This window comes from Streptomyces sp. NRRL F-5727, assembly GCF_000719555.1.
GTDB lineage: Bacteria > Actinomycetota > Actinomycetes > Streptomycetales > Streptomycetaceae > Streptomyces.
Genome location: NZ_JOGX01000013.1, coordinates 75021 through 94493, shown reverse-complemented (window position 1 = coordinate 94493; position 19473 = coordinate 75021). Strand labels below are relative to the sequence as shown.

General features: G+C 71.9%; 14 protein-coding genes and 1 pseudogene. 4 read left to right on the top strand and 11 right to left on the bottom strand.

Translation table 11 applies throughout. The annotated features are described in order from the left end of the window. Positions 1-62: 62 nt before the first annotated feature. A complete protein-coding gene (locus IF73_RS0112725; RefSeq protein ID WP_037879036.1) occupies positions 63-1772 on the bottom strand; it encodes a DUF885 domain-containing protein in 1710 nt (569 codons plus the stop codon). 40 nt (positions 1773-1812) lie between these two features. Beyond that, complete coding sequence (locus IF73_RS0112720; RefSeq protein WP_031006828.1) at positions 1813-2310, bottom strand: Lrp/AsnC family transcriptional regulator; 498 nt, start codon at positions 2308-2310, stop codon at positions 1813-1815. Between the two features lie 59 nt (positions 2311-2369). Here IF73_RS0112720 and IF73_RS0112715 point away from each other — a divergent pair, with 59 nt between their 5' ends. Then, positions 2370-3581: a trans-sulfuration enzyme family protein gene (locus tag IF73_RS0112715; RefSeq protein WP_031006827.1), complete on the top strand. Its 1212-nt coding sequence runs from the start codon at positions 2370-2372 to the stop codon at positions 3579-3581. Here IF73_RS0112715 and IF73_RS0112710 read toward each other — a convergent pair. From IF73_RS0112710 to IF73_RS0112690, 5 genes are all read right to left on the bottom strand, one after another. Next, positions 3508-4935: a GNAT family N-acetyltransferase gene (locus IF73_RS0112710; RefSeq protein ID WP_031006826.1), complete on the bottom strand. Its 1428-nt coding sequence runs from the start codon at positions 4933-4935 to the stop codon at positions 3508-3510. The two genes, IF73_RS0112715 and IF73_RS0112710, sit on opposite strands and share 74 nt — an antisense overlap. Positions 4936-5023: 88 nt before the next feature. Then, complete coding sequence (locus IF73_RS0112705) at positions 5024-7735, bottom strand: DUF6493 family protein (RefSeq protein WP_051716720.1); 2712 nt, start codon at positions 7733-7735, stop codon at positions 5024-5026. A gap of 52 nt (positions 7736-7787) precedes the next feature. Beyond that, entirely contained in the window at positions 7788-9155 is a 1368-nt protein-coding gene (locus IF73_RS0112700) for an SWIM zinc finger family protein (RefSeq protein WP_031006822.1), read from the bottom strand. A gap of 85 nt (positions 9156-9240) precedes the next feature. Next, positions 9241-10854, bottom strand: a complete 1614-nt coding sequence (locus tag IF73_RS0112695; RefSeq protein WP_078868038.1) for an alkaline phosphatase D family protein — start codon at positions 10852-10854, stop codon at positions 9241-9243. 150 nt (positions 10855-11004) lie between these two features. After that, positions 11005-12483 (bottom strand): PLP-dependent aminotransferase family protein, encoded by a 1479-nt coding sequence (locus IF73_RS0112690; protein ID WP_031006817.1) that lies wholly within the window; start codon positions 12481-12483, stop codon positions 11005-11007. Between IF73_RS0112690 and IF73_RS39480 the strand changes: the two are divergent. Then, positions 12474-13367: pseudogene (locus IF73_RS39480) on the top strand (EamA family transporter); the annotation flags it as partial. The gene IF73_RS0112690 and the pseudogene IF73_RS39480 sit on opposite strands and share 10 nt — an antisense overlap. 51 nt (positions 13368-13418) lie before the next feature. On the opposite strand, the gene IF73_RS0112685 reads toward IF73_RS39480, so the two are convergent. Then, positions 13419-14255 carry an alpha/beta fold hydrolase gene (locus tag IF73_RS0112685; protein ID WP_031006815.1) on the bottom strand — a complete coding sequence of 279 codons (837 nt, stop codon included), beginning with the start codon at positions 14253-14255 and terminating at the stop codon, positions 13419-13421. 365 nt (positions 14256-14620) lie between these two features. Here IF73_RS0112685 and IF73_RS0112680 point away from each other — a divergent pair, with 365 nt between their 5' ends. After that, positions 14621-15361 (top strand): GntR family transcriptional regulator, encoded by a 741-nt coding sequence (locus tag IF73_RS0112680; RefSeq protein WP_031006813.1) that lies wholly within the window; start codon positions 14621-14623, stop codon positions 15359-15361. A gap of 166 nt (positions 15362-15527) precedes the next feature. Here IF73_RS0112680 and IF73_RS0112675 read toward each other — a convergent pair whose 3' ends face one another. After that, on the bottom strand, positions 15528-16685 hold the full coding sequence (locus IF73_RS0112675) for an ROK family transcriptional regulator (RefSeq protein ID WP_031006811.1): 1158 nt from the start codon (positions 16683-16685) through the stop codon (positions 15528-15530). A gap of 220 nt (positions 16686-16905) precedes the next feature. On the opposite strand from IF73_RS0112675, the gene IF73_RS0112670 reads away from it, so the two are divergent. Then, entirely contained in the window at positions 16906-17343 is a 438-nt protein-coding gene (locus IF73_RS0112670; protein ID WP_031006809.1) for a hypothetical protein, read from the top strand. A gap of 99 nt (positions 17344-17442) precedes the next feature. Here IF73_RS0112670 and mug read toward each other — a convergent pair whose 3' ends face one another. Both mug and purB read right to left on the bottom strand, forming a co-directional pair. Continuing rightward, positions 17443-17940, bottom strand: a complete 498-nt coding sequence (mug, locus tag IF73_RS0112665; RefSeq protein ID WP_199806640.1) for a G/U mismatch-specific DNA glycosylase — start codon at positions 17938-17940, stop codon at positions 17443-17445. Positions 17941-18002: 62 nt separating this feature from the next. After that, positions 18003-19445, bottom strand: a complete 1443-nt coding sequence (gene purB, locus IF73_RS0112660; RefSeq protein WP_031006803.1) for an adenylosuccinate lyase — start codon at positions 19443-19445, stop codon at positions 18003-18005. Between the last annotated feature and the right edge of the window lie 28 nt (positions 19446-19473).

The window sequence follows — 19473 nt, the reverse complement described above, 5'->3', positions numbered from 1 at the left end:
GCCAACAGGGGTTTCCCCGGCGGATCAAGCCGTCCGCCGGGGAAACCGCCCGCGAGCCGAGATCAGAGCCGGGAGATCTCGTCCACGAGGTCGTCCAGCCCCAGCGGCCCCTGACTCAGCGCGGCCATGTGCCACGCCTTCGCGTCGAAGGCGTCGCCGTGCGCCTCGCGGGCGCGCTCGCGGCCGAGCAGCCACGCGCGCTCGCCCAGCTTGTACCCGATGGCCTGGCCCGGCATCGACAGATAGCGGGTCAGCTCGCTCTCCACGAACGCCGGCGGCCGGCTGCTGTGCCGCTGGAAGAACTCCTGCGCCAGCTCCGGCGTCCACCGCTCGCCCGGGTGGAACGGCGAGTCCGCCGGGATCTCCAGCTCCAGGTGCATGCCGATGTCCACGATCACCCGGCAGGCCCGCATCATCTGCGCGTCCAGGTAACCGAGCCGGCGCTCCGCGTCCGGCAGGAAACCGAGCTCGTCCATCAACCGCTCCGCGTACAGCGCCCAGCCTTCGGCGTTCGCGCTCACCATGCCGATCGTGGCCTGGTAACGGGAGAGGCTGTCGGCGACGTGCACCCACTGCGCGATCTGCAGGTGATGGCCGGGCACGCCCTCGTGGTACCAGGTCGACACCAGGTCGTACACGGGGAACCGGGTCTGGCCGTCCACCGGCAGCCAGGTACGGCCCGGACGCGAGAAGTCCTCGGAGGGGCCGGTGTAGTACGGGGCCGCGGCGCCGCCCGCCGGGGCGATCCGGGACTCCACCTTCCGCACCCGCTCGGCGAGCTCGAAGTGGGTGCCGTCGAGCGCGTCGATCGCCTCGTCCATGAGCCCCTGGAGCCACTCGCGGACCTCGTCGACGCCCTCGATGTGGGTGCCGTGCTCGTCGAGGTGCGCGAGCGCCGCCCACGGATCGGAGCCGGGCAGGATCCGGTCCGCCTCGGCGTGCATCTCGCCGCGCAGACGGTGGTACTCGGACCAGCCGTACGCGTACGCCTGGTCGAGGTCCAGGTCGGTGCCGTTGAAGTACCGGCTCCAGCGCTGGTAACGCTCGCGGCCCACGGTGTCGGGGGCGTCGGCGACGGCGGGGGCGTACACGTCGCGCATCCAGTCGCGCAGCGAGGCGACGGCGCCGTTCGCCTCGGCGCCGGCCGCGGCGAGTTCGGTACGCAGCTCCTCCGGGAGCGTCTCGGGGCGGGCCGCGGCGAACTGCTCGAACCAGCCCGGTTCGCCGTCGCCGCCCGCCCAGTCGGTGAGCTGGCCGACGAAGGTGGCGGTGGCGCGCGGCCCGCCGAACAGCTTGCGCTCCAGACCGAGCGCGAGCGAGGCCCGGTATCCCTCCAGCGCGGCCGGGACGGCCCGCAGCCGCTGGGCGACGGCCGTCCAGTCGTCCTCGGTCTCGGTGGGCATCACCGTGAAGACGATCCGCACGCTGTGCACCGGGGACCGCATGTTGCTGACCGCGCACAGTCCCTCGTCGGCGTCGTGCACGGCCAGCTCGGCGGTGAGCCGCTCCCGGAGCAGACGGGCGCAGCGCCGCTCGGCGTCGCTGTCCGCGCCCGGGGTCCGCTCCGCCTCGTCGAGCAGGGCGAGGGTCCGGCGCGCGAGCGCGGCCACGGCCTCCTGGCCTTCGGGGGAGAAGTCGGGAAGCCGGCCGGCGCTCTCCCGGACACCCAGATGGGTGCCGGTGATCGGGTCGAGGGCGATGAGGTCGTCGACATAGGCGTCGGCGACCTGACGGGGCAGATTGCTGCGGGAACTCTCTGGCATGTGTCTCATCCTGGTGCCTCTGCCGGTCTCCCGTCACCCTCGACCTGCTTTACACGGCTGACAAGGACGCTCCCGCGCCGGGCGGCATCAGGGGACCGCAGTCCCACTGCTGGAAGATCAGCCGGGTCTCGACCCGTGCCACCTCGCGGCGCGAGGTGAACTCGTCGAGGACGAGTCGCTGCAGGTCGGAGGGGTCGGCGACGGCCACGTGCACCAGGTAGTCGTCGGGGCCGGTGAGGTGGAACAGCGCCCGGGACTCGGGCAGGGCGCGGATCCGGTCGACGAACGGACCGATCAGTTCCCGTCGGTGGGGCCGTACCTGCACCAGCAGAAGCGCCTCCAGGCCGCGTCCGAGTTTGGCCGGATCCAGTCGCAGCTGGTGCCCGAGCACGACGCCGGTACGCCGCAGCCGGGCCACCCGGTCCAGGCAGGTGGAGGGCGCTACGCCGACTTCGGCGGCGAGCTCACGGTAGGTGGTCCGGGCGTCGTTCTGCAGGAGGCGGAGAATGTGCAGATCGACCGCGTCCAGTACGACAGATTCGGCCATCGGCCGAACGTAGCACGGATGTTCCGCGCTACTTCCCGGTATCCGTTCACAGTGCCGCCATGGACGCCATGGATCACGCCCCTTCGGCCACCCCGAGGGCGCTCGCCACCGAAGCCGTGCACGCCGGCCGCGAAGACCTCGCCGCGCTCGGAGTGCACGCCCCGCCGCTCGACCTGTCCACCACCTACCCGTCGTACGACGCCCGGGCGGAGGCCGCCCGCATCGACGAGTTCGCCGCCACCGGAGCCCGCCTCGAAGGCCCGCCCGTCTACGCCCGCCTGGACAACCCGACCGTGGCCCGCTTCGAGGAGGCACTGGCCCGGCTGGAGGGCACCGAGGCCGCCGTCGCCTTCGCGAGCGGCATGGCCGCCCTGACCGCGGTCCTGCTGGCCCGCGCGAGCCAGGGCCTGCGCCACGTCGTCGCGGTCCGCCCGCTGTACGGCTGCAGCGACCACCTCCTGGACGCCGGCCTGCTCGGCACCGAGGTCACCTGGACCGACCCGGCGGGCGTCGCCGACGCCATCCGCCCGGACACGGGTCTCGTGATGGTGGAGTCCCCGGCTAACCCGACCCTGGCCGAGGTCGACATCCGCGCCGTCGCCCACTCCTGCGGCTCGGTCCCGCTCCTCGTCGACAACACCTTCGCCACCCCGGTCCTGCAGCGACCGGCCGGCCTCGGCGCCCGCATCGTCCTGCACAGCGCCACCAAGTACCTGGGCGGACACGGCGACGTCATGGGCGGCGTCGTCGCCTGCGACGAGGAGTTCGCCCGCGAACTCCGTCGCGTCCGATTCGCCACGGGCGGTGTGCTCCACCCGCTTGCCGGCTACCTGCTGCTCCGGGGACTGTCCACCCTCCCGGTACGGGTCCGAGCCGCCTCGGCGACGGCCGCGGAGCTGGTACGGCGCCTGGCCACCGACCCGCGGATCGCCCGGGTCCACTACCCGGCGATCGGCGGGGCGATGGTCGCCTTCGAGGTCTACGGCGACCCGCACGAGGTGATCGCCGGAGTCAGGCTGATCACCCCGGCGGTCAGCCTCGGCAGCGTCGACACCCTGATCCAGCACCCGGCCTCCATCAGCCACCGCATCGTGCACGAAGGCGACCGCCGCGCCGCGGGCGTCAGCGATCGGCTGTTGCGGATGTCGGTGGGCCTGGAGGACGTCGAGGACCTGTGGCGCGACCTCACCCAGGCGCTCAGCGCTCGCTCTGCCGAGCCTGCGGCTGTGTCCGCTCACTCCGTCGCGGTGCCGCGTCCAGCCGAGCGGTGATCACCAGGGTCCCCTCCTCGATCTGGTAGTCGAGGGGCAGGTTGAGCGCCCGCATGGCTGCCACCATGCCGGTGTTGGACGCCTGGGTCACGGCGTAGACGCTGTCGCATCCGGCCTCCTCGGCCATCGCCACGAGCCGGCCGAGGAGCTCGGAGCCGATCCCGCGCCGCTGCCAGTCGTCCTCGACCAGGAGCGCCACCTCGGTCTCGTCACCGTCCCACAGCAGGTGCCCGAGGGCGACCAGACGTCCGGACGCCGTCTGCACGGCGAGGGTGCGCCCGAAGCGCGGGCTCAGCAGATGGTCGAGGTAGCGGTCCGCGTCGCCGACCGGCCCGTGGTAGCGCAGGCTCAGCGTGCGTGCCGAGCACCGGTCGTGCATGGCGCGGGCGGCCGGCAGATCGCGCTGGTCCGCGCGGCGGACGGTGATCTCGTTCCCCTCGGGCAGGGTGAGCACGTCCTGGCTGCGGGGGACGCGGGGGCCGAGTCGCGCGTCGAGTTCGACGAGGGCGCGGGCTCGGGCGAACTCGGTCGGAGTGAAGGGCAGATAGGGCCGTTCGATCAGCAGTGTGCCCCCACTCGGGTCACGCAGCTTCATGACGGTCTCTTCGAGCACGCCCTCGACAGGTGCCTGCTCACCGGTCGGGCGACCGGTCAGTGAGACGGCCGGCACGGAGTGAAGGGTGCACCGGCCGAGGAGCTGCCGAAGTGCGAGGGGCAGCTCGGCGGCATCGAGGGCGGTGCGAGTGGCGAGGCCCAGGACTCGGGTGGGCGTGTCCACCAGGTCGTGGGTGTCCGCCCGTTCGGTCCAGGTGTCCCGTCCGCCGGCGGTTCCGATCTCGTGGGCGAGATCGGTGGACGAGAGGGATGCCGGAGCGCGCAGCAGGAACTCGTCGACCGTGCCTTCGGTCAGCGGATGGGTCTGGAGGGTGAGGATGTCGACACCGAGCCGCGCGAGCGCCGCGCACAGAGCGGCCAGGCTGCCCGGCGCATCGTCGACCGTGGTCCTCATGCGCCACAACACGGTCTCGAGGGCTTCCGCGGCCGGAGCCGAGTCGTCCTGATCCGTGTGCCGGCCCCTGGGTCCCTCGGCGACGACGGCGGCCGTGGGCGTGGCCGTTCGGGTGGTGGGTGGGGCATGGCTGTGCCTGCGTGCCCACCACGTGTGGAAGCCGGCGGTGGCAACCAGCGCGATGGCCGAGAACACCAGAAGATAGGGGCCGTCGGGGCCCTTGACGATGGTCTTGGCGATCGTGTCGGCCACCACCACGGCGGTGAACAGGGCCGCGAGCTCGATCAGGTCGTGCCGCCAGTGGTGCGGACGGCGGGTGCTCTTCGAGGACGTCACATCGGTCATGGCTTCACTGTGACCGAGAGGTGTTGCGTGATCACGAACGCTTTGTGACTGGCGGGTTAAGTGGCGATCTGGAGGATTTCTGACTGATTCAGGGCGATTCTGTCGTGCCCTGATCGGTCCTCTGACGGAGTGCGTTCAGGAGGCGCTTGGACTGCGTCACCAACTGTGACGTGCCCCGCGCCGAAGCGTGCCGCTCGAGTCCTGCCAGTTCCCCGGTCGCCCCGCACCGCTCCACGCAGTCCGCCGCGATCGCCAGCAGCTCGCCCAGACCCCGCATGGGCTTTTCGGCCTCGAGGAGCGCCGGGAGCGCCTCCGAAAGAATCGTCCACACGGTTCCGTACGCGCCGGTGGCGGCCGCGGTCCGGACGGCGTCCGCGAGGCGGTTGGGCTTCATGGAGCGTTCGGCGAGGAGCCAGGCCAGATCCCGGCCCACCTGGCGGGCATCGAGCTCACCGCGTGCCGCCAGGACGAGCAGGGCGTCGACGGCCCGGAGACGGTCGTCCGCGTCCCGGCAACCGAGGCCGAAGGCCAGCACCAGCGCGACGGCTCGGCCCACCCGCCCTTCGCCCTCGGCGAGAAGGGTCAGCGGCCCCGCCACGTCTCGTGCCGAGTCGCCGTCGACCGCGCTCGCCATGGACGAGAGCAGGAAGGCCGCGAGCAGCTCACGGTCCGCCGGCAGCAGCGTGGCCCATTGCTCGGGGACCTGCTCCCAGTGGTAGCAGCCTCGGGCGTTCGGCAGCAGACCACCGGCGAGCCAGTGAAAGGTCTTCGGGAAGTCCTCCTTGAACTCCGGGCGCTTCGCCATTTCGACCAGGATCCGGTTCACCAGCGACCAGCGGTCCGAGCCCTTGTCCGTCCGGGGATGGAACCGCACCGTCGCCGCCAGCGGGTTCTCCGACCGCAGCCACGCAGCCAACCGTGCCCCCGCCTGGCTGCCCAGCGCCTCGGCTTGCTCGGCAGCCTGTCCGGCGGACGGGTCCTGCCGGCGTACCCTCAACAGCGCGTGGCCCAGATCCACCGGCGCCGGTTCGAGGCCGGCATCCGCGTACTCGCGGAGCCGCCGCACGAGGGCCAGGGGGTCGATGCCCCCGGTGTGCCGGGTCGGTGTGGACAGGAGCAACGGCAGTGTTCCGCCGCCGATCAGGTGAGCGATCTCCCAGATCCGGGTGTCCTGCGTCACCTCCATTGCTCCGTGGATACATGCCTTCGGCGGAACGGGCTGATTCCGGCCCGCTTCGATCCGCTCCGGTTTCACCTTCCCCACGAGCGAGGCCAGGACCGCCTCCATGCCGCGTGGACCCTGACGGAAGGAGTCATATCGCAGGTGGTGTCCGAAAGCGCTCGAGTCGTACCAGTACGCGTCGGCGAACGCCTCTCGTACCTGGGCGGCGACCCCCTCCCGGTCCTCATGAGCGTGCCGCACCAGACCGTCGAGAGCCCTTTCGAACTCCATCGCACTACCCGATCGCCGCTGCTGGACCAGTAGGTCCTCCATCAGCTCCTCCAGCGACCCCTCGGGCCCCGGGAGGAACTCAGGCTCCGGCACGGGAGGCAGGATCTCCTCGTAGGGCAGGTTGTCGGGTGTCCCGACAAGGCTGCCGAAGACCGCCTCCGCGGCGATCCGGTGCGCTGGACCGAGAAGGGAAGCCGCCTCGGCGAGTGCACGGCTCGTCTCCTCGTCGACGGATTTCAGGTGACGGGCCACGACCTGCAGGGCTCGCTCCTGGATCTCCGAGTCGTCGTGACCGAAGGCGTCGGCGACCACGGGCAGCACCTCGACGGCGAGGGCCGGATTCTTTGCGAGCGCCCTGCTCACCAGCGACAACTGGGCCCGCAGCAGCTTCTTCTCGGTGCGGAACAGCACCCCCGCCGTCATCTCCGCGAAGGCCCCGCCCGGCAGGGCTCCCTCAAGCGCCAGGCCGGAGAGTTCCTTCTGGGCGTACCCGGCAACCGGAGAGACGGCGTCGGCGGTCATGCCGACCCAGTCGGCGATCCGGTCCCGCCGTTCCTCCGCGTTCAGCGGCACCAACTGCAACAGTGCCAAGGCGAACCGCAGGTTGCGCTGGCGTCCGCCGCGCAGGAGCCGCGACACGCACAGGTCGACGATCTCGGCGCGGTCGAGCACCCCTTCGCTCACGAGCGCCGCCAGAGCTGTGGGCCAGTGCGCCGAGGGGTCGCTCTTCCCCGACGAGGCCAGCTGCTCCGGGGTCTCCTGCATCGCGAGCGCGTGGGCCACGAGCACTGGCGTCTGCGGATCCGCCCTCAGACTCTCCAGAAGCCTGCTGTCCGTGATCTTGCGCGTCCAGCCGAGTACGTAGCCGTCCGTGGCCGGCACCGCGGCTCCTGAGCTCTCGACCAGCCCACGGATCAGCCCGTAGCACTCCTCCGCGACCGCCGGCTTGGCCGCCAGCCGGTGAGCGACGTCGGCACGCCAGACGGGCGTCCGGTCCAAGAGCACCCGCAGGGCCAGGGCACCGTCCTCGGTACGCCAGCTGAGCAGATCGCGTCCGCCCAGCCAGCTCGCGGCCGCCGCGGCCCCCGTGTGGCAGCCTGCCCCAGCCACGTACAACGCCCGCCGGACGCGAGCCGTTTCCTCCCACCGGTTCCAGTTCCACGAGCGCACCTCGGAGCGCAGGGCCTTGAGCTGCGGGAGTGCCTCCGCGCGTGCGGCGGTGTCCAACGGTTCCAGAAGCGCTGGAACCTCGCCCGCGCGACCGGCGCGAACTGCTTTCATCAGCGCGTCGACACCACTGGCGTCGCTCGTCCCGCTGAGTACCTCTGTCGTCATCTCCACCCCCATGGGTTGCTTGCTTCCTTCACTGCTGCGCCCGAGTCGCACACGTCACCCGCTGTCATGCCGCCGACGCCCCTCCCGCGCCGCGCCGCACCATGCGTACCGCCAAGGCGTGTTTGCACGGCCCACGCCGCCCGCGATAGTCCGTCCACCACGTGCAGGTGCAGCTCAGCACCCCGTCCGCTTCCCTGACTCGGTAACGCCGTTCGCCGGAGACGACCGTCGCCTTCTCCCGGTCGAGGGTCACCGCGCCCTGCGCCGCCAGCCGTCGCGCGGAGACGAGCCGTGGGTTGTGCCGTTCGGCCCGGTCCGCGTCGTAGGGAAGCTCCCGGTGGAAGTACGCGGCATCCGCGACGTCGTAACCCACCCGCCCAGCCGTGCCGAGCCGGGTCAGGGCGGCGCGGACCCGGCCCGCGGTGAGACCGGACTGCTCCGCGAGATCGGCCGGATCGATCCTCGGCTCCCAGGCGAGGAGGACGGCGATCAGCTCCGCGTCCGCAGCGGCGTCGTCCGTGGCGAGGGCTTCGAGCACCCCGCCCTCCCCGGAGAACCCGCGGGCGGGATCGGGGGAGAGGGTGAGTGTCAGCCGCATGCCCGGCAGAGTCAGTTCCCACGCACTGGGTGCCGACATGCCGTCGGGCACCGGCCCGTACACCCGGAGTGCCGTGGCGAAGCGCAGAACCCGCTCCAGGGCGACCAGCCGGTCCGGACCGGGCAGGCATACGGCGCCCATCCCCGGTCGTGCCGTCGGACGGAGAGTCCGGCCGGCCTGGACCACCCACAGCGGCGACCGACCCCGGTTCTGCGCGCGCGGAAGCCCGCGAAGGAACCGCACGGCCTCCGTACCGGTCAGCTCGGCCCGCAGGTCGAACCGGGCCGAGGCGACCTGCGCTTCCGCGAAGCCCCGCAACCAGCGGTCGGGCAGGGGAACCTTCTTCTCCACGACCGATCCACCGAGCGTCGAGACCGCCATCTCGTCGGGTCCCACCCGCAGATGCATCGGATCATCGCCGGTCATCCGCGAAAGTGCCTCGCGAAGCCGGTCGTTCACGTCCACGTTGGTGGTGCCGTGGCCTGTCTCCGTCCCGCCGAGGCCCTCGTCGAGCACGTCGAGCCGCGCGTACACCCCGCCGCATCCGGAGAAGGACTCGAACCTGAGACGGTCCCCGTTCCCCGTCACGACAGGATCCAGCGAGCCCGGTCTCGTCCGCTGGTAGTAACGGGCCGCAGCCACGTCCGCCACCGCCAGCAGGCCCCGCGCGGCTATCTGAGGGGCAGCCAGGAAACCGGCGAAGAAGTGGGGATGGACCTCGGTACCACGAGGTGTCGTACCTCCGGCCGTCTCCAGGCCGAGGAGCCGGCCGGAGGCCGTGGACTCAAGTGAAGATGGGCGTGCGTAAGCGAGCGCCTGAACGGATCGCGTCATGGAATCGACCGTAGGGCCCGCCACTGACATCCCGCTCGTATCCACAGGCCGTCCTGTGGATAACTCCGTTCGCCCGGAATCGGAGCTACTGTCCCACCAGGCCCGGCTGCAGCACCTTGGTGAACAGCACGGTGTCGTCGTCCCCTCGCAGACGCACCGTCAGCTCACCGCTGGCTCCCTCGATGTCCACCTCACCGAAGTACTGCGGGCTCTCCATCGGTGACACGTTCGCCCGCTCGGGCGCTCGCACGAACACGCGCTCTGGGCCGAACGTCGAGTCCAGCTTGTTCGCCGGGAACCCACCCGCGGCCAGCGGACCCGATACGAACTCCCAGAAAGGAGCGAAGTCCTGGAAGGCGGCCCGCTCCGGTGCGTAGTGCTGTGCCGAGGTGTAGTGCACGTCCGCCGTGAGCCACACGGTGCCGGTGATCCGACGATGCTTGATGAACCGCAGCAGCTCGGCGATCTGCAGCTCTCGTCCGAGCGGAGCACCCGGGTCGCCCTGTGCGATCGCCTCGAAGGCGGTGGAGCCGTCGGGCACGATCAGACCGATCGGCATGTCCGCGGCCAGCACTTTCCAGACCGCACGTGAACGGGTCAGTTCGTGCTTCAGCCAGGCCAGCTGCTCGGCTCCGAGGATGCCGGTGGTGTCGTCCGCCTGTCGGCCGGGGGAGTTGGCGTTGCGGTAGGAGCGCATGTCCAGCACGAAGACATCGAGCAGCGGTCCATATCGCACCACCCGGTGCATACGGCCCCCGGCGCCGGAACCGGCCTGCATCGTCGAGACCGGGAAGTACTCGGCGAAGGCGCGCGACGCCCGCGAGGCCAGCACGTCCACATCCTTCTCCGTGTACCGCGCGTCGTCGAGTATCTGGCCGGGGTACCAGTTGTTGCGCACCTCGTGGTCGTCCCACTGGACCACCGCCGGCACCTGCGCGTTGAACGCCCGGACGTTCTGGTCGAGCAGGTTGTAGCGGAAGTTCCCCCGGTACTCGTCGAGGGTCTCGGCGACCTTCGCCTTCTCCGGTGTCACGAGGTTGCGCCAGATCCGTCCGTCGGGGAGCGTCACCGACGTCTGCAGCGGACCGTCGGCATAGACGGTGTCGCCGCTGCACAGGAAGAAGTCGGGGTTGAGCCGGCGCATGGCTTCGAAGGCGCGGAACCCACCGATGTCCGGGTTGATGCCCCAGCCCTGCCCCGCGATATCCCCGGACCAGAGGAAGCGCACGCCGTCGCGACGCCGCTCCGGAGCCGTACGAAACGTGCCGAGGACCGGCTCGCTCGTGCGGCGTGGATCGTCGACGTCGGCGAGGACGACCCGGTAGTGGATCTGCTCGCCGGGCGGCAGGCCCCGCAGAGACGTCGTGCCCGTGAAGTCGGTGTCCGCGCCCAGAAGAGGCCCGTGATGCCGGCGTACCCGTCGGAACGACTCCGTCGCGGACGTTTCGACGATCATCCGGGCGGGCCGGTCCGATCGGACCCACACCAACCCGGAACGGGCCGAGACGTCGCCGGTCTGCACACCCCACCGCGCCGCAGGCCGTCCCGACAGGGCGAAGGCCGGCGCCGCGAGACCGGCGCTGCCCAAAGCGATTCCGGCGGACGCGGCGAGCGAGCCGCGTAGCACACTGCGGCGTGCGGGAGCGGAAGGAATCGTGGCCGGCGTGGCGGCGTGAGAGCCGGGCGGGTTCTTGGACATGTGGCCTCCGAGAGCGGATCAGGGCCGACACGACGCCATGGCGACGACGTCGAAATCGGCGTCCGGCGCGACGGTTCGCACCGGAACCTTGCCTAGTCGCCAGGAGCAGCGGCCACGCGAACCCAGCGTGAACAGACAGACCTTGCCGCCTCAGGAGCCCCCCAGAGCCTCCGCCACGCGTCGTATCCCTGCCGAGATCGTCGTCGGTGCCAGATGCGCGTATCCGATGACCAGTCGCACGGCGCCGTCCGAGGGGCGTGCAGTCCCGTACTCCTCCAGCGGTCGCAGCGTCACACCCACGCTCGCGGCCTCGGCGAGGAACCGTTCCGACGGCCCGAACCGGACCGGGAGGCAGGCGATGACGTGCAGGCCGGCCGCGATGCCGGTCACCTCCGTGCCGGGGAAGTACTTCTCCAACGCGGCCAACAGGGCGTCACGCCGCTCCCGGTACATGCGCTGGCAACGCCGCAACTGCCGGTCGTATCCCCCGCTCGTCACCATGTGCGCCAACGCCGCCTGGTCGAGCGCCGGATGCCCCAGATCCATCGTCCGCTTCCGTTCGACGACCTCGTCGACGAGAGCCTCGGGCAGCACCATCCAGCCCAGCCGCAATCCGGGGGCGAGGGACTTGCTCACCGAGCCGGCGTAGACGACCCGCTCGGGGTCCAGGCCCTGGAGCGCCCCGACCGGAGCACGGTCGTAGCGGAAGTCACCGTCGTAGTCGTCCTCCAGTACGTAGCCGTCCACCGTCCGCGCCCAGTCCAGGAGCATGCCGCGTCGCTCCGCCGACCACGCGAGGCCGGACGGGAACTGGTGCGACGGCGTCACCACCACAGCCCGGAGACCCGCCGTGGTGAGCGGGCCGGGACGCAGACCCTCCTCGTCGAGGGGCAGCCCTACCGCTGTCAGGTCCGTCGCCGCAAAGAGCCGCGCGTGCTCGGGGCTGCCGGGGTCCTCCACACCCACCGCGCCGTGTCCCCGCGACCGGAGCGCGAACCCGAGCAGCGTCGCCGCTTGTGCCACGCCCGAGCACACCACCAGACGGTCGGGATCAGCCACCACGCCCCTGCGCCGGATCAGCATCGACGCGAGTGCCGAACGCAGCTCGGGCAGCCCCCGTGGATCCGGATACCCGAGTGCCTGATGTGGGAGCGCCGTGAGCACCGCTCGCTGCGCCGCGGCCCAGGCCGCGCGCGGGAAGAGGGACAGATCGGGGGTGCCAGGCCGGAAGTCCACCGTGACGCCGGAGCCGTACGGATCCGATGCCTCAGGCGCGTTCGGGCCGGAGGGCGTGGTCGCCCGTGCCGTACGGACCGCCCCGCTCACCCAGGTGCCCGACCCCCGGCCGCTGCGCAGATAGCCCTCCGCCGTCAGCTGCTCGTATGTCTCCGTGACCAGGCCGCGGGAGACGCCCAGGTCGGCGGCGAGCGCTCGGCTCGACGGCAGACGCGTGCCGGCCATGAGCCGTCCGGTCCGTACCGCATCGCGCAGGGCTTCCTGCAGAGCGCGGCCTCGTCGGCGCGCGGGCGCCTCCGCGGCGGGAAGCAGCAGTTCCCACGCCGGCTGAGCGTCGGCGTTTCCGGCCGGCGGAACCGGCGCCGTGCCTGAAGTGGTCCCCGATGGCGTCATGGAAGTGGACCTTAATCCGGGCCGCGCCGCTCCCTAGCGTCAGGACCATGAACGCGAACGCCCTGCGCGGGGTCCTGCTCGTGACCCTCGCCTACGCCCTTGTCGGCGCCTCCTTCACCGCCAACGGACTGCTCGGCGACTACCCGTACGCCGGCGGGCAGGCCCTCCGCTACGGTGCCGCCTGTCTGCTCCTGCTGCCGCTCCTCGGCCGGGGAGGGCTTGCCCTGCTGCGGCGGCTCCGCCCAGGCCAATGGGCGCGGATCGCGGTTCTGGCCGCCGTCGGCATGGTCGGCTTCAACCTCGCCGTCCTCGCCGCCGAGCGCACCGCCGAGCCCGCCGTCCCCGGAGTCGTCGTCGGCTGCGCCCCGATCGTCGTCGCCGTCCTCGTTCCGCTCCTCGATGGGCGGCGGCCCGCGCCGGCGGTGCTGTACGGGGCGCTGCTCGTCGTCGCCGGTGCCTTCACCGTGCAGGGATGGGGGCGTACCGACCTGCCGGGGCTCGGCTGGTCGGTGGCGGCGCTCGGCGGCGAGGTCGGGTTCACGGTGCTCGCGGTGCCCGTGCTGCGTCCGCTCGGGGCCCGGGCGCTCACGGTCGCCGTCTGCGGGGCCGGCGCGGTGGAGGCGGCGCTGCTCGGGGTGGTGGTGGACGGTGCCGGGGTCGTGCGGATGCCGACCGGGGTGGAGGCGGGTGCCTTGCTGTGGCAGGCGGTGCTCGCGACCGTCGTCGGGTTCGTCCTCTTCTACATGGGTGTCGAGCGCATCGGAATGGAGCGCGCCACGCTCTATACCGGCGCCATCCCCGTGGCGGCCGCGCTGAGCGCGGCCGCGGTCGGAGAGGCCGCGCTCGGTCTGCCGCAGGCCGTGGGCGGTCTTCTCGTGGGAGCCGGGGCCGCGCTCGGTACCGGGCTGTTGACCAGGCGGAAGTCGGCGGCCGGTTCAGCCGGCGGCGCTGCCGTCGAGGATCACGCGGGCGACGAGCGCGGGGTCGTCGTTCATCGGGACGTGGCCGCAGCCGGGCAGGCGCACCAGGCGCGCACCGGGGATGGCCCGCTTGGCGCGGATCCCCTGGCGGCGCAGCAGCAGACGGTCGCGGGTGCCCCAGGCGACGGTGACCGGCAGCGACGGGATGTCGTCGCGGAAGAGGACGGTCCGCCCCGCGTCGAGGGTCTGGTGGAAGCCGGTGGCCTCGCGCAGCGCCAGCGTCTCGGCCACGACCGCCTCGGGTGAGCGGCGGCCGGGCCGGGCGTAGATGGTGCTGGTGAGCGCCGTGCGTCCGGCCGGGGTCCGTGACAGGCGGTCGATGAGGGGGAGGGGCATCGACAGGGCCGCGCCGCGCAGGGCGCGCAGGGTGCCGTAGGCGTACCGTCGCTCGCTCTCGGTCCAGAAGCCCGCGGGGGAGAGGGCCGTGACCGAGCGGACGGCCTTCTCGCGGCCGAGCTGCAGGGCGAGCAGTCCGCCGAGCGAGTTGCCCGCCACGTGCGGCCGCTCGATCCCGAGGGCAGCGCAGAAGGCGGCGAGTACGGGAGTGACGGTCGTCAGGTCGTAGGCGCAGCCCTGCGGGAGGCCGTCGGACGCACCGAACCCCGGCAGGTCGACGGCGATGACGTCGCGTTCCGTGGCGAGCACGTCGAGGACCGGCTCCCACGCCTGCCAGTGGTGGCCGATCCCGTGGAGGAGGAGCAGTGGCGCACCCGTTCCGCGGCGCTCGTACACCAGGGACGTCGTGCGGCGGCCCCGCGGGGTCTCGAACTCGAACGTGATCCGTGCCGGCATGGAGGCTCCCTCGTACATCCTCTTAGACGTCTTGTCAGCAACATTTACTGGTCGGTAGGCACGAGTTCAAGGGGCCTGCCGAAAGAGGCGTCGTCGATCACCGCCTCCCCGCCCCTCCACGCCCCTCCACGCCAGAAGCCCCGCCCACCGGATCGGTGGGCGGGGCTTCTGGCTTGTCGTGCCTCACGGGGGTGCGAACGTCCTGTGAACGATCAAGGTCAGAGGGTCACATTTCCGGACGTTCGGCGGAGGATTGGTCTTGACCAAGGTGGTGGCTCGCCTTATGGTCGCAGAGTTAGTGCAGGAACCTTTAATAAACAAGGGCGCGGAAACGCCGCGGGACACGGCGAATTGCGGAGGACAGGGTGGGGACCACGCAGCTGGAATCGGTCCAGGAACCGAAGTACCAGCACCTCAAGACGGTGATCGGCGAGGCACTCGACTCCGACTTCGCGGTCGGTGAGATTCTGCCCAACGAGCGCGAGCTCGCGGCCCGTTTCGGCGTCGCACGGGCCACGCTCCGCCAGGCTCTGGAGCAGCTGGAGCTCGAAGGACGCCTCCAGCGCCGGCGCGGCGTCGGCACGACGGTCGCGCCCCCGCGCGTCGGCGTCGACGTCTCGACCAAGCAGCAGGCATGGCCCGGCGTCGGTGACGACGCCTGGGAGCCGCAGGACGCCGTTCTCGGCAAGGCCCCCGCCGCCGTGGCGCGTCTGCTGGAGACCCCCGTCGACGAGGACGTGCACCTGGTGCGCCGGGTGCGCCTCAGCCAGGGTCAGGCCGTCGCCGCGGAACTGCTGTACGTGCCCGCCGGCTCGGTCGCCGGACTCACCGCCGTCGACGCCCCGGCCGGGCCCGCCGGCGCCCGCGCCGTGCTGCGCGAGCTCCAGCACCTGGCCCTCGACGGGCAGGACCGTTCGGTGGAGCTGGGTTCCGCGCGCGCGGACGACGCCAAGGAACTGGATCGCCTGCCGGGCTCGCCGGTGCTGGTCGTGACGACCCGTTACCTCTCCGGCGGCCGTACCGCCGCCGTCTCCGTCGCCACCTACCGCGCCGATACCTGCCGCCTCACCTTCGGCGACTCCGTCGACCTGGCGATGGCCTCCTGACCCAGCCCGCCGCGGCGGTTCCCCGGAGCCGCCGCCCCGGTCAGCCCGAAGACCCGGCCTTCCGAGGCCGGGTCTTCGCGATCTCCCTGAGGACGATCGTGCCCGCCGACGACGGTTCTCGCGGTACGTGAACGTCTGACGGCTCTGGCCCGGCCCCGGCCCCGACTCAGCGCCGGGCCGTCACGCTGCCCTCGACCGCGAACAGCTGCTCCTCGACGTGGTCGAGCGCCAGGCGCAGCGCGCCGGTGCCGACGGCGGCCTCGCCGAGCAGCGAGAGCACCACGCGCGGCGGGCGGAGGCAGAATCGCGCCAGTTCGTCGCGGAGCGGCTGCAGCACGCCGTCCAGGCCGGCCGCCCAGCCGCCGACCACCACCAGTTCGGGATCGAGCGCCAGGACGAGGGCGCCCACGTCGTGCACCAGCCGCTGGATGAACCGCTCGACCGCCGCCTCGGCCCGGGCGTCACCCTTCCTCGCCAGCGCGAAGACCTCCGTCACCGCCTGCTCGTCGAGCGGGTGCAGAGGCTCGTCGGTCGTCGACAGCAGGTGCTCCGGCGTGACGCCGCGCCCCAGGAGGTGCAGTGCGCCGATCTCGCCCGCCGCACCGCCGTAACCGCGGTGCAGCCGGCCGCCGATCAGCGAGCCCGCGCCGGGGCTCAGCCCGGCGAGGACGAAGACGATGTCGTCGGAGTCGGTCGCGGCGCCCTTCCAGTGCTCGGCGACGGCCGCAGCGTTGGCGTCGTTCTCCACGATCACCGGGCAGCGGAAGGAGCGGCGCAGCCGCTCGCCGAGCGCGAGGCCCGTCCAGCCGGGCAGTGCCGTGCCGAGCCGCACCGTGCCGTCGGCCTCCACGATCCCGGGGGTGCCGACGCCGACCGCCCGGAGGTTCGACCGGGGCACGCCGGCGCGGCGCAGGACGTCCGCGACGACCATGCGCACCTTGTCCAGGCGCTCGTCCTCCGGCGCCGTCTCCGACACCTCGCGCGCGCCCGCGCTGATGATCCGGCCGTCGAGACCGGAGAGGAGGGCGGCGACGCGGTGCGGGCCGATCTCGATGCCGAGCAGATGACCGGCCTCGGCGCGGAACCGGAACCTCCGGGCGGGGCGGCCCTGGCGCCGTGCCTCACCCTCCTCGGGCGCGGCCTCGACGACGAGGCCGCCTTCGATGAGTCCTTCGACGACGCCCTCGACGGTCGGCCGGGACAGCCCGGTGATCCGGGTCAGATCCGTGAGCGTGCGCGGGTCCGAGCCGCGCAGAGCATGGAGTACCACCGCGGAATTGATCCGCCGCAGCAGCGACGGATCCCCGCCGGTCAGCCGCCCCACAGTGTGTCCTCCCAGCTCGTGCCCGTGTCAGGCGGATGGTACTCAATGGTTCCGGAGGCGGCGAGGGCCGCCCCCGGCCGTGTCCGGGCCGTGTCCGCGCCGAGACCCGGGTCCGCACCCGGGGCCGGACCCAGGTCCGCAGTCGGGGCCGCAGCCGGTTCGCGCGTTCGGGCCGGCTGACGTGGCGCCAACTGTCAGTGCCGGGCGGTTTACTGGGCACATGACCACGACACGCCTTCTGTCGGACCTCGACTTACTGCGGTCGAGGGAGTTCCCGACACGGCCGGAGCGGGCCGGCCACCTCGACAGCGGGCCGGGCTTCCATGTCGCCGCGCTGGCCACCAGCGAGGACTTCTGGGAGGACGACGGGAGCCGCCGGGAAGCGGTCGAGGAACAGTACGAAGCGGAGCGCGACGGACTCGCCGCCCTGCTCGCCGCGCGCTGGGGCGATCCGGACCGCATGAGCCTGTGGTCGCTGCACCATCGCAGCATGGAGGGGGAGCTGCTGCCGGAGCCCTGGTCGGTGCTGTGCGCGCACGTACCGGACCTCACGCTGTGGCGTGTGGACAGCAGATGGATCGGGCTGGGCGTCTCGCAGTGGGACAAGGAGCTGCCGTTCCAGCTCCTCGCCGTCATCACCGACGTGGATCCGCCGTGAGGGAGCCTCCGCCATCGTTCCCGGCGGCGGCGGCGGCGGCGGCGGCGGTGGCGGCAGCAGCGGCAGCGTCGTCGAGGAGGAGGACGGCGGCGTGAGCGGTCATGCGGGTGGCAGGCGGGCCACCTGCCTCAGCCGCGCGTACTCCTCCGCCATCGTCTGCGCCGTCCAGTGCGCGTTGAGCCCGCTCGGATTGGGCAGGGCCCAGATCCGCGTCGTGCCGATGGTCCGCTCCTGAGGGCCGATCGCGGCCTTCGGCTCGCCGAAGGCGGTGCGGTACGCGGTGACGCCGACGACCGCGAGCCAGTGGGGCTTCAGCCGCAGGACCTTCTCGGTGAGGATGCGGCCGCCCTCGACGTACTCCTCGCGGCTCAGTTCGTCGGCGCGCGCGGTCGGACGGGCGGCGACGTTGGTGATGCCGAGCCCGTACGAGAGCAACTCGTCCTGCTCGTCGGGGCGCAGCAGGCGCGGCGTGAAGCCGGAGAGATGGAGCACCGGCCAGAAGCGGTTGCCGGGGCGGGCGAAGTGGTGACCGGTCGCGGCGGTCATCAGGCCCGGGTTGATGCCGCAGAAGAGAACGGCGAGGCCGCCCTCGGCCACGTCGGGGACGACGCGGTCGCGGGCGGCCTCCAGTTCCTCGCGGGTGAACCGGCGGGTCCGGGTCAGAGGATCGCGCCGGGGGTGTAGGCGGCGGCCTCGGGGTGCTGCTTGACGAGCTCCTCGATCCGGGCCACCACGGTGGCGACCTGGTCGGCGGCGGCGCCGGTGAAGGAGAGCTTGTCCGCCATCAGCTCGTCGAGCTGCGCGCGGTCCAGCGGGATGCGGTCGTCGGCGGCGAGCTTGTCGAGCAGTTCGTTGCGCTCGACGCCCTGCTCGCGCATGGCGAGGGCCGACGCCACTGCGTTCTCCTTGATCGCCTCGTGGGCGAGCTCGCGGCCCACGCCCGCGCGGACCGAGGCCATCAGGACCTTGGTGGTGGCGAGGAACGGCAGGTAGCGGTCGAGCTCGCGGGCGACGACGGCCGGGAAGGCGCCGAACTCGTCCAGCACGGTGAGGAAGGTCTCCAGCAGGCCGTCGAGCGCGAAGAAGGCGTCCGGCAGCGCCACGCGGCGGACCACGGAGCAGGACACGTCGCCCTCGTTCCACTGGTCGCCGGCCAGCTCGCCGGTCATCGACGCGTAACCGCGCAGGATGACCATGAGGCCGTTGACGCGCTCGCAGGAGCGGGTGTTCATCTTGTGCGGCATCGCGGAGGAGCCGACCTGGCCGGGCTTGAAGCCCTCGGTGACCAGCTCGTGGCCGGCCATCAGGCGGATCGTCTTGGCGATCGACGACGGGCCGGCGGCGAGCTGCACCAGCGCGGTGACCACGTCGTAGTCGAGCGAGCGCGGGTAGACCTGGCCGACCGAGGTGAAGGCGTGCGCGAAGCCCAGGTGACCGGCGATCCGCTGCTCCAGCTCGGCGAGCTTGCCGGCGTCGCCGCCGAGCAGGTCGAGCATGTCCTGGGCGGTGCCCACCGGGCCCTTGATGCCGCGCAGCGGGTAGCGGCCGAGCAGCTCCTCCAGACGGGTGTACGCCACGAGCAGCTCGTCCGCGGTGGTCGCGAAGCGCTTGCCGAGGGTGGTGGCCTGCGCGGCGACGTTGTGCGACCGCCCAGCCATGACCAGCTCGCCGTACTCGGCGGACAGCTTGCCCAGGCGGGCCAGGACGGCGACCGTACGGTCCCGGACCAGCTCCAGCGAGAGGCGGATCTGGAGCTGCTCGACGTTCTCCGTGAGGTCGCGGGAGGTCATGCCCTTGTGCACGTGCTCATGGCCGGCGAGAGCGTTGAACTCCTCGATGCGCGCCTTCACGTCGTGCCGGGTGACCTTCTCGCGCTCGGCGATGGAGCCGAGGTCGACCTGGTCGAGGACGCGCTCGTAGTCGGCGATCGCCGCGTCCGGAACCTCGATCCCGAGGTCCTTCTGGGCACGCAGCACGGCGAGCCACAGCTGGCGCTCCAGCTTCACCTTCTGCTCGGGGGACCAGAGGACGGCGAGCTCCGCGGAGGCGTAGCGGCCGGCCAGGACGTTGGGGATACGGGGCTTCACAGTCGCAGCAGTCACGTGTCCAGAGTTTACTGGTGATTTCTGC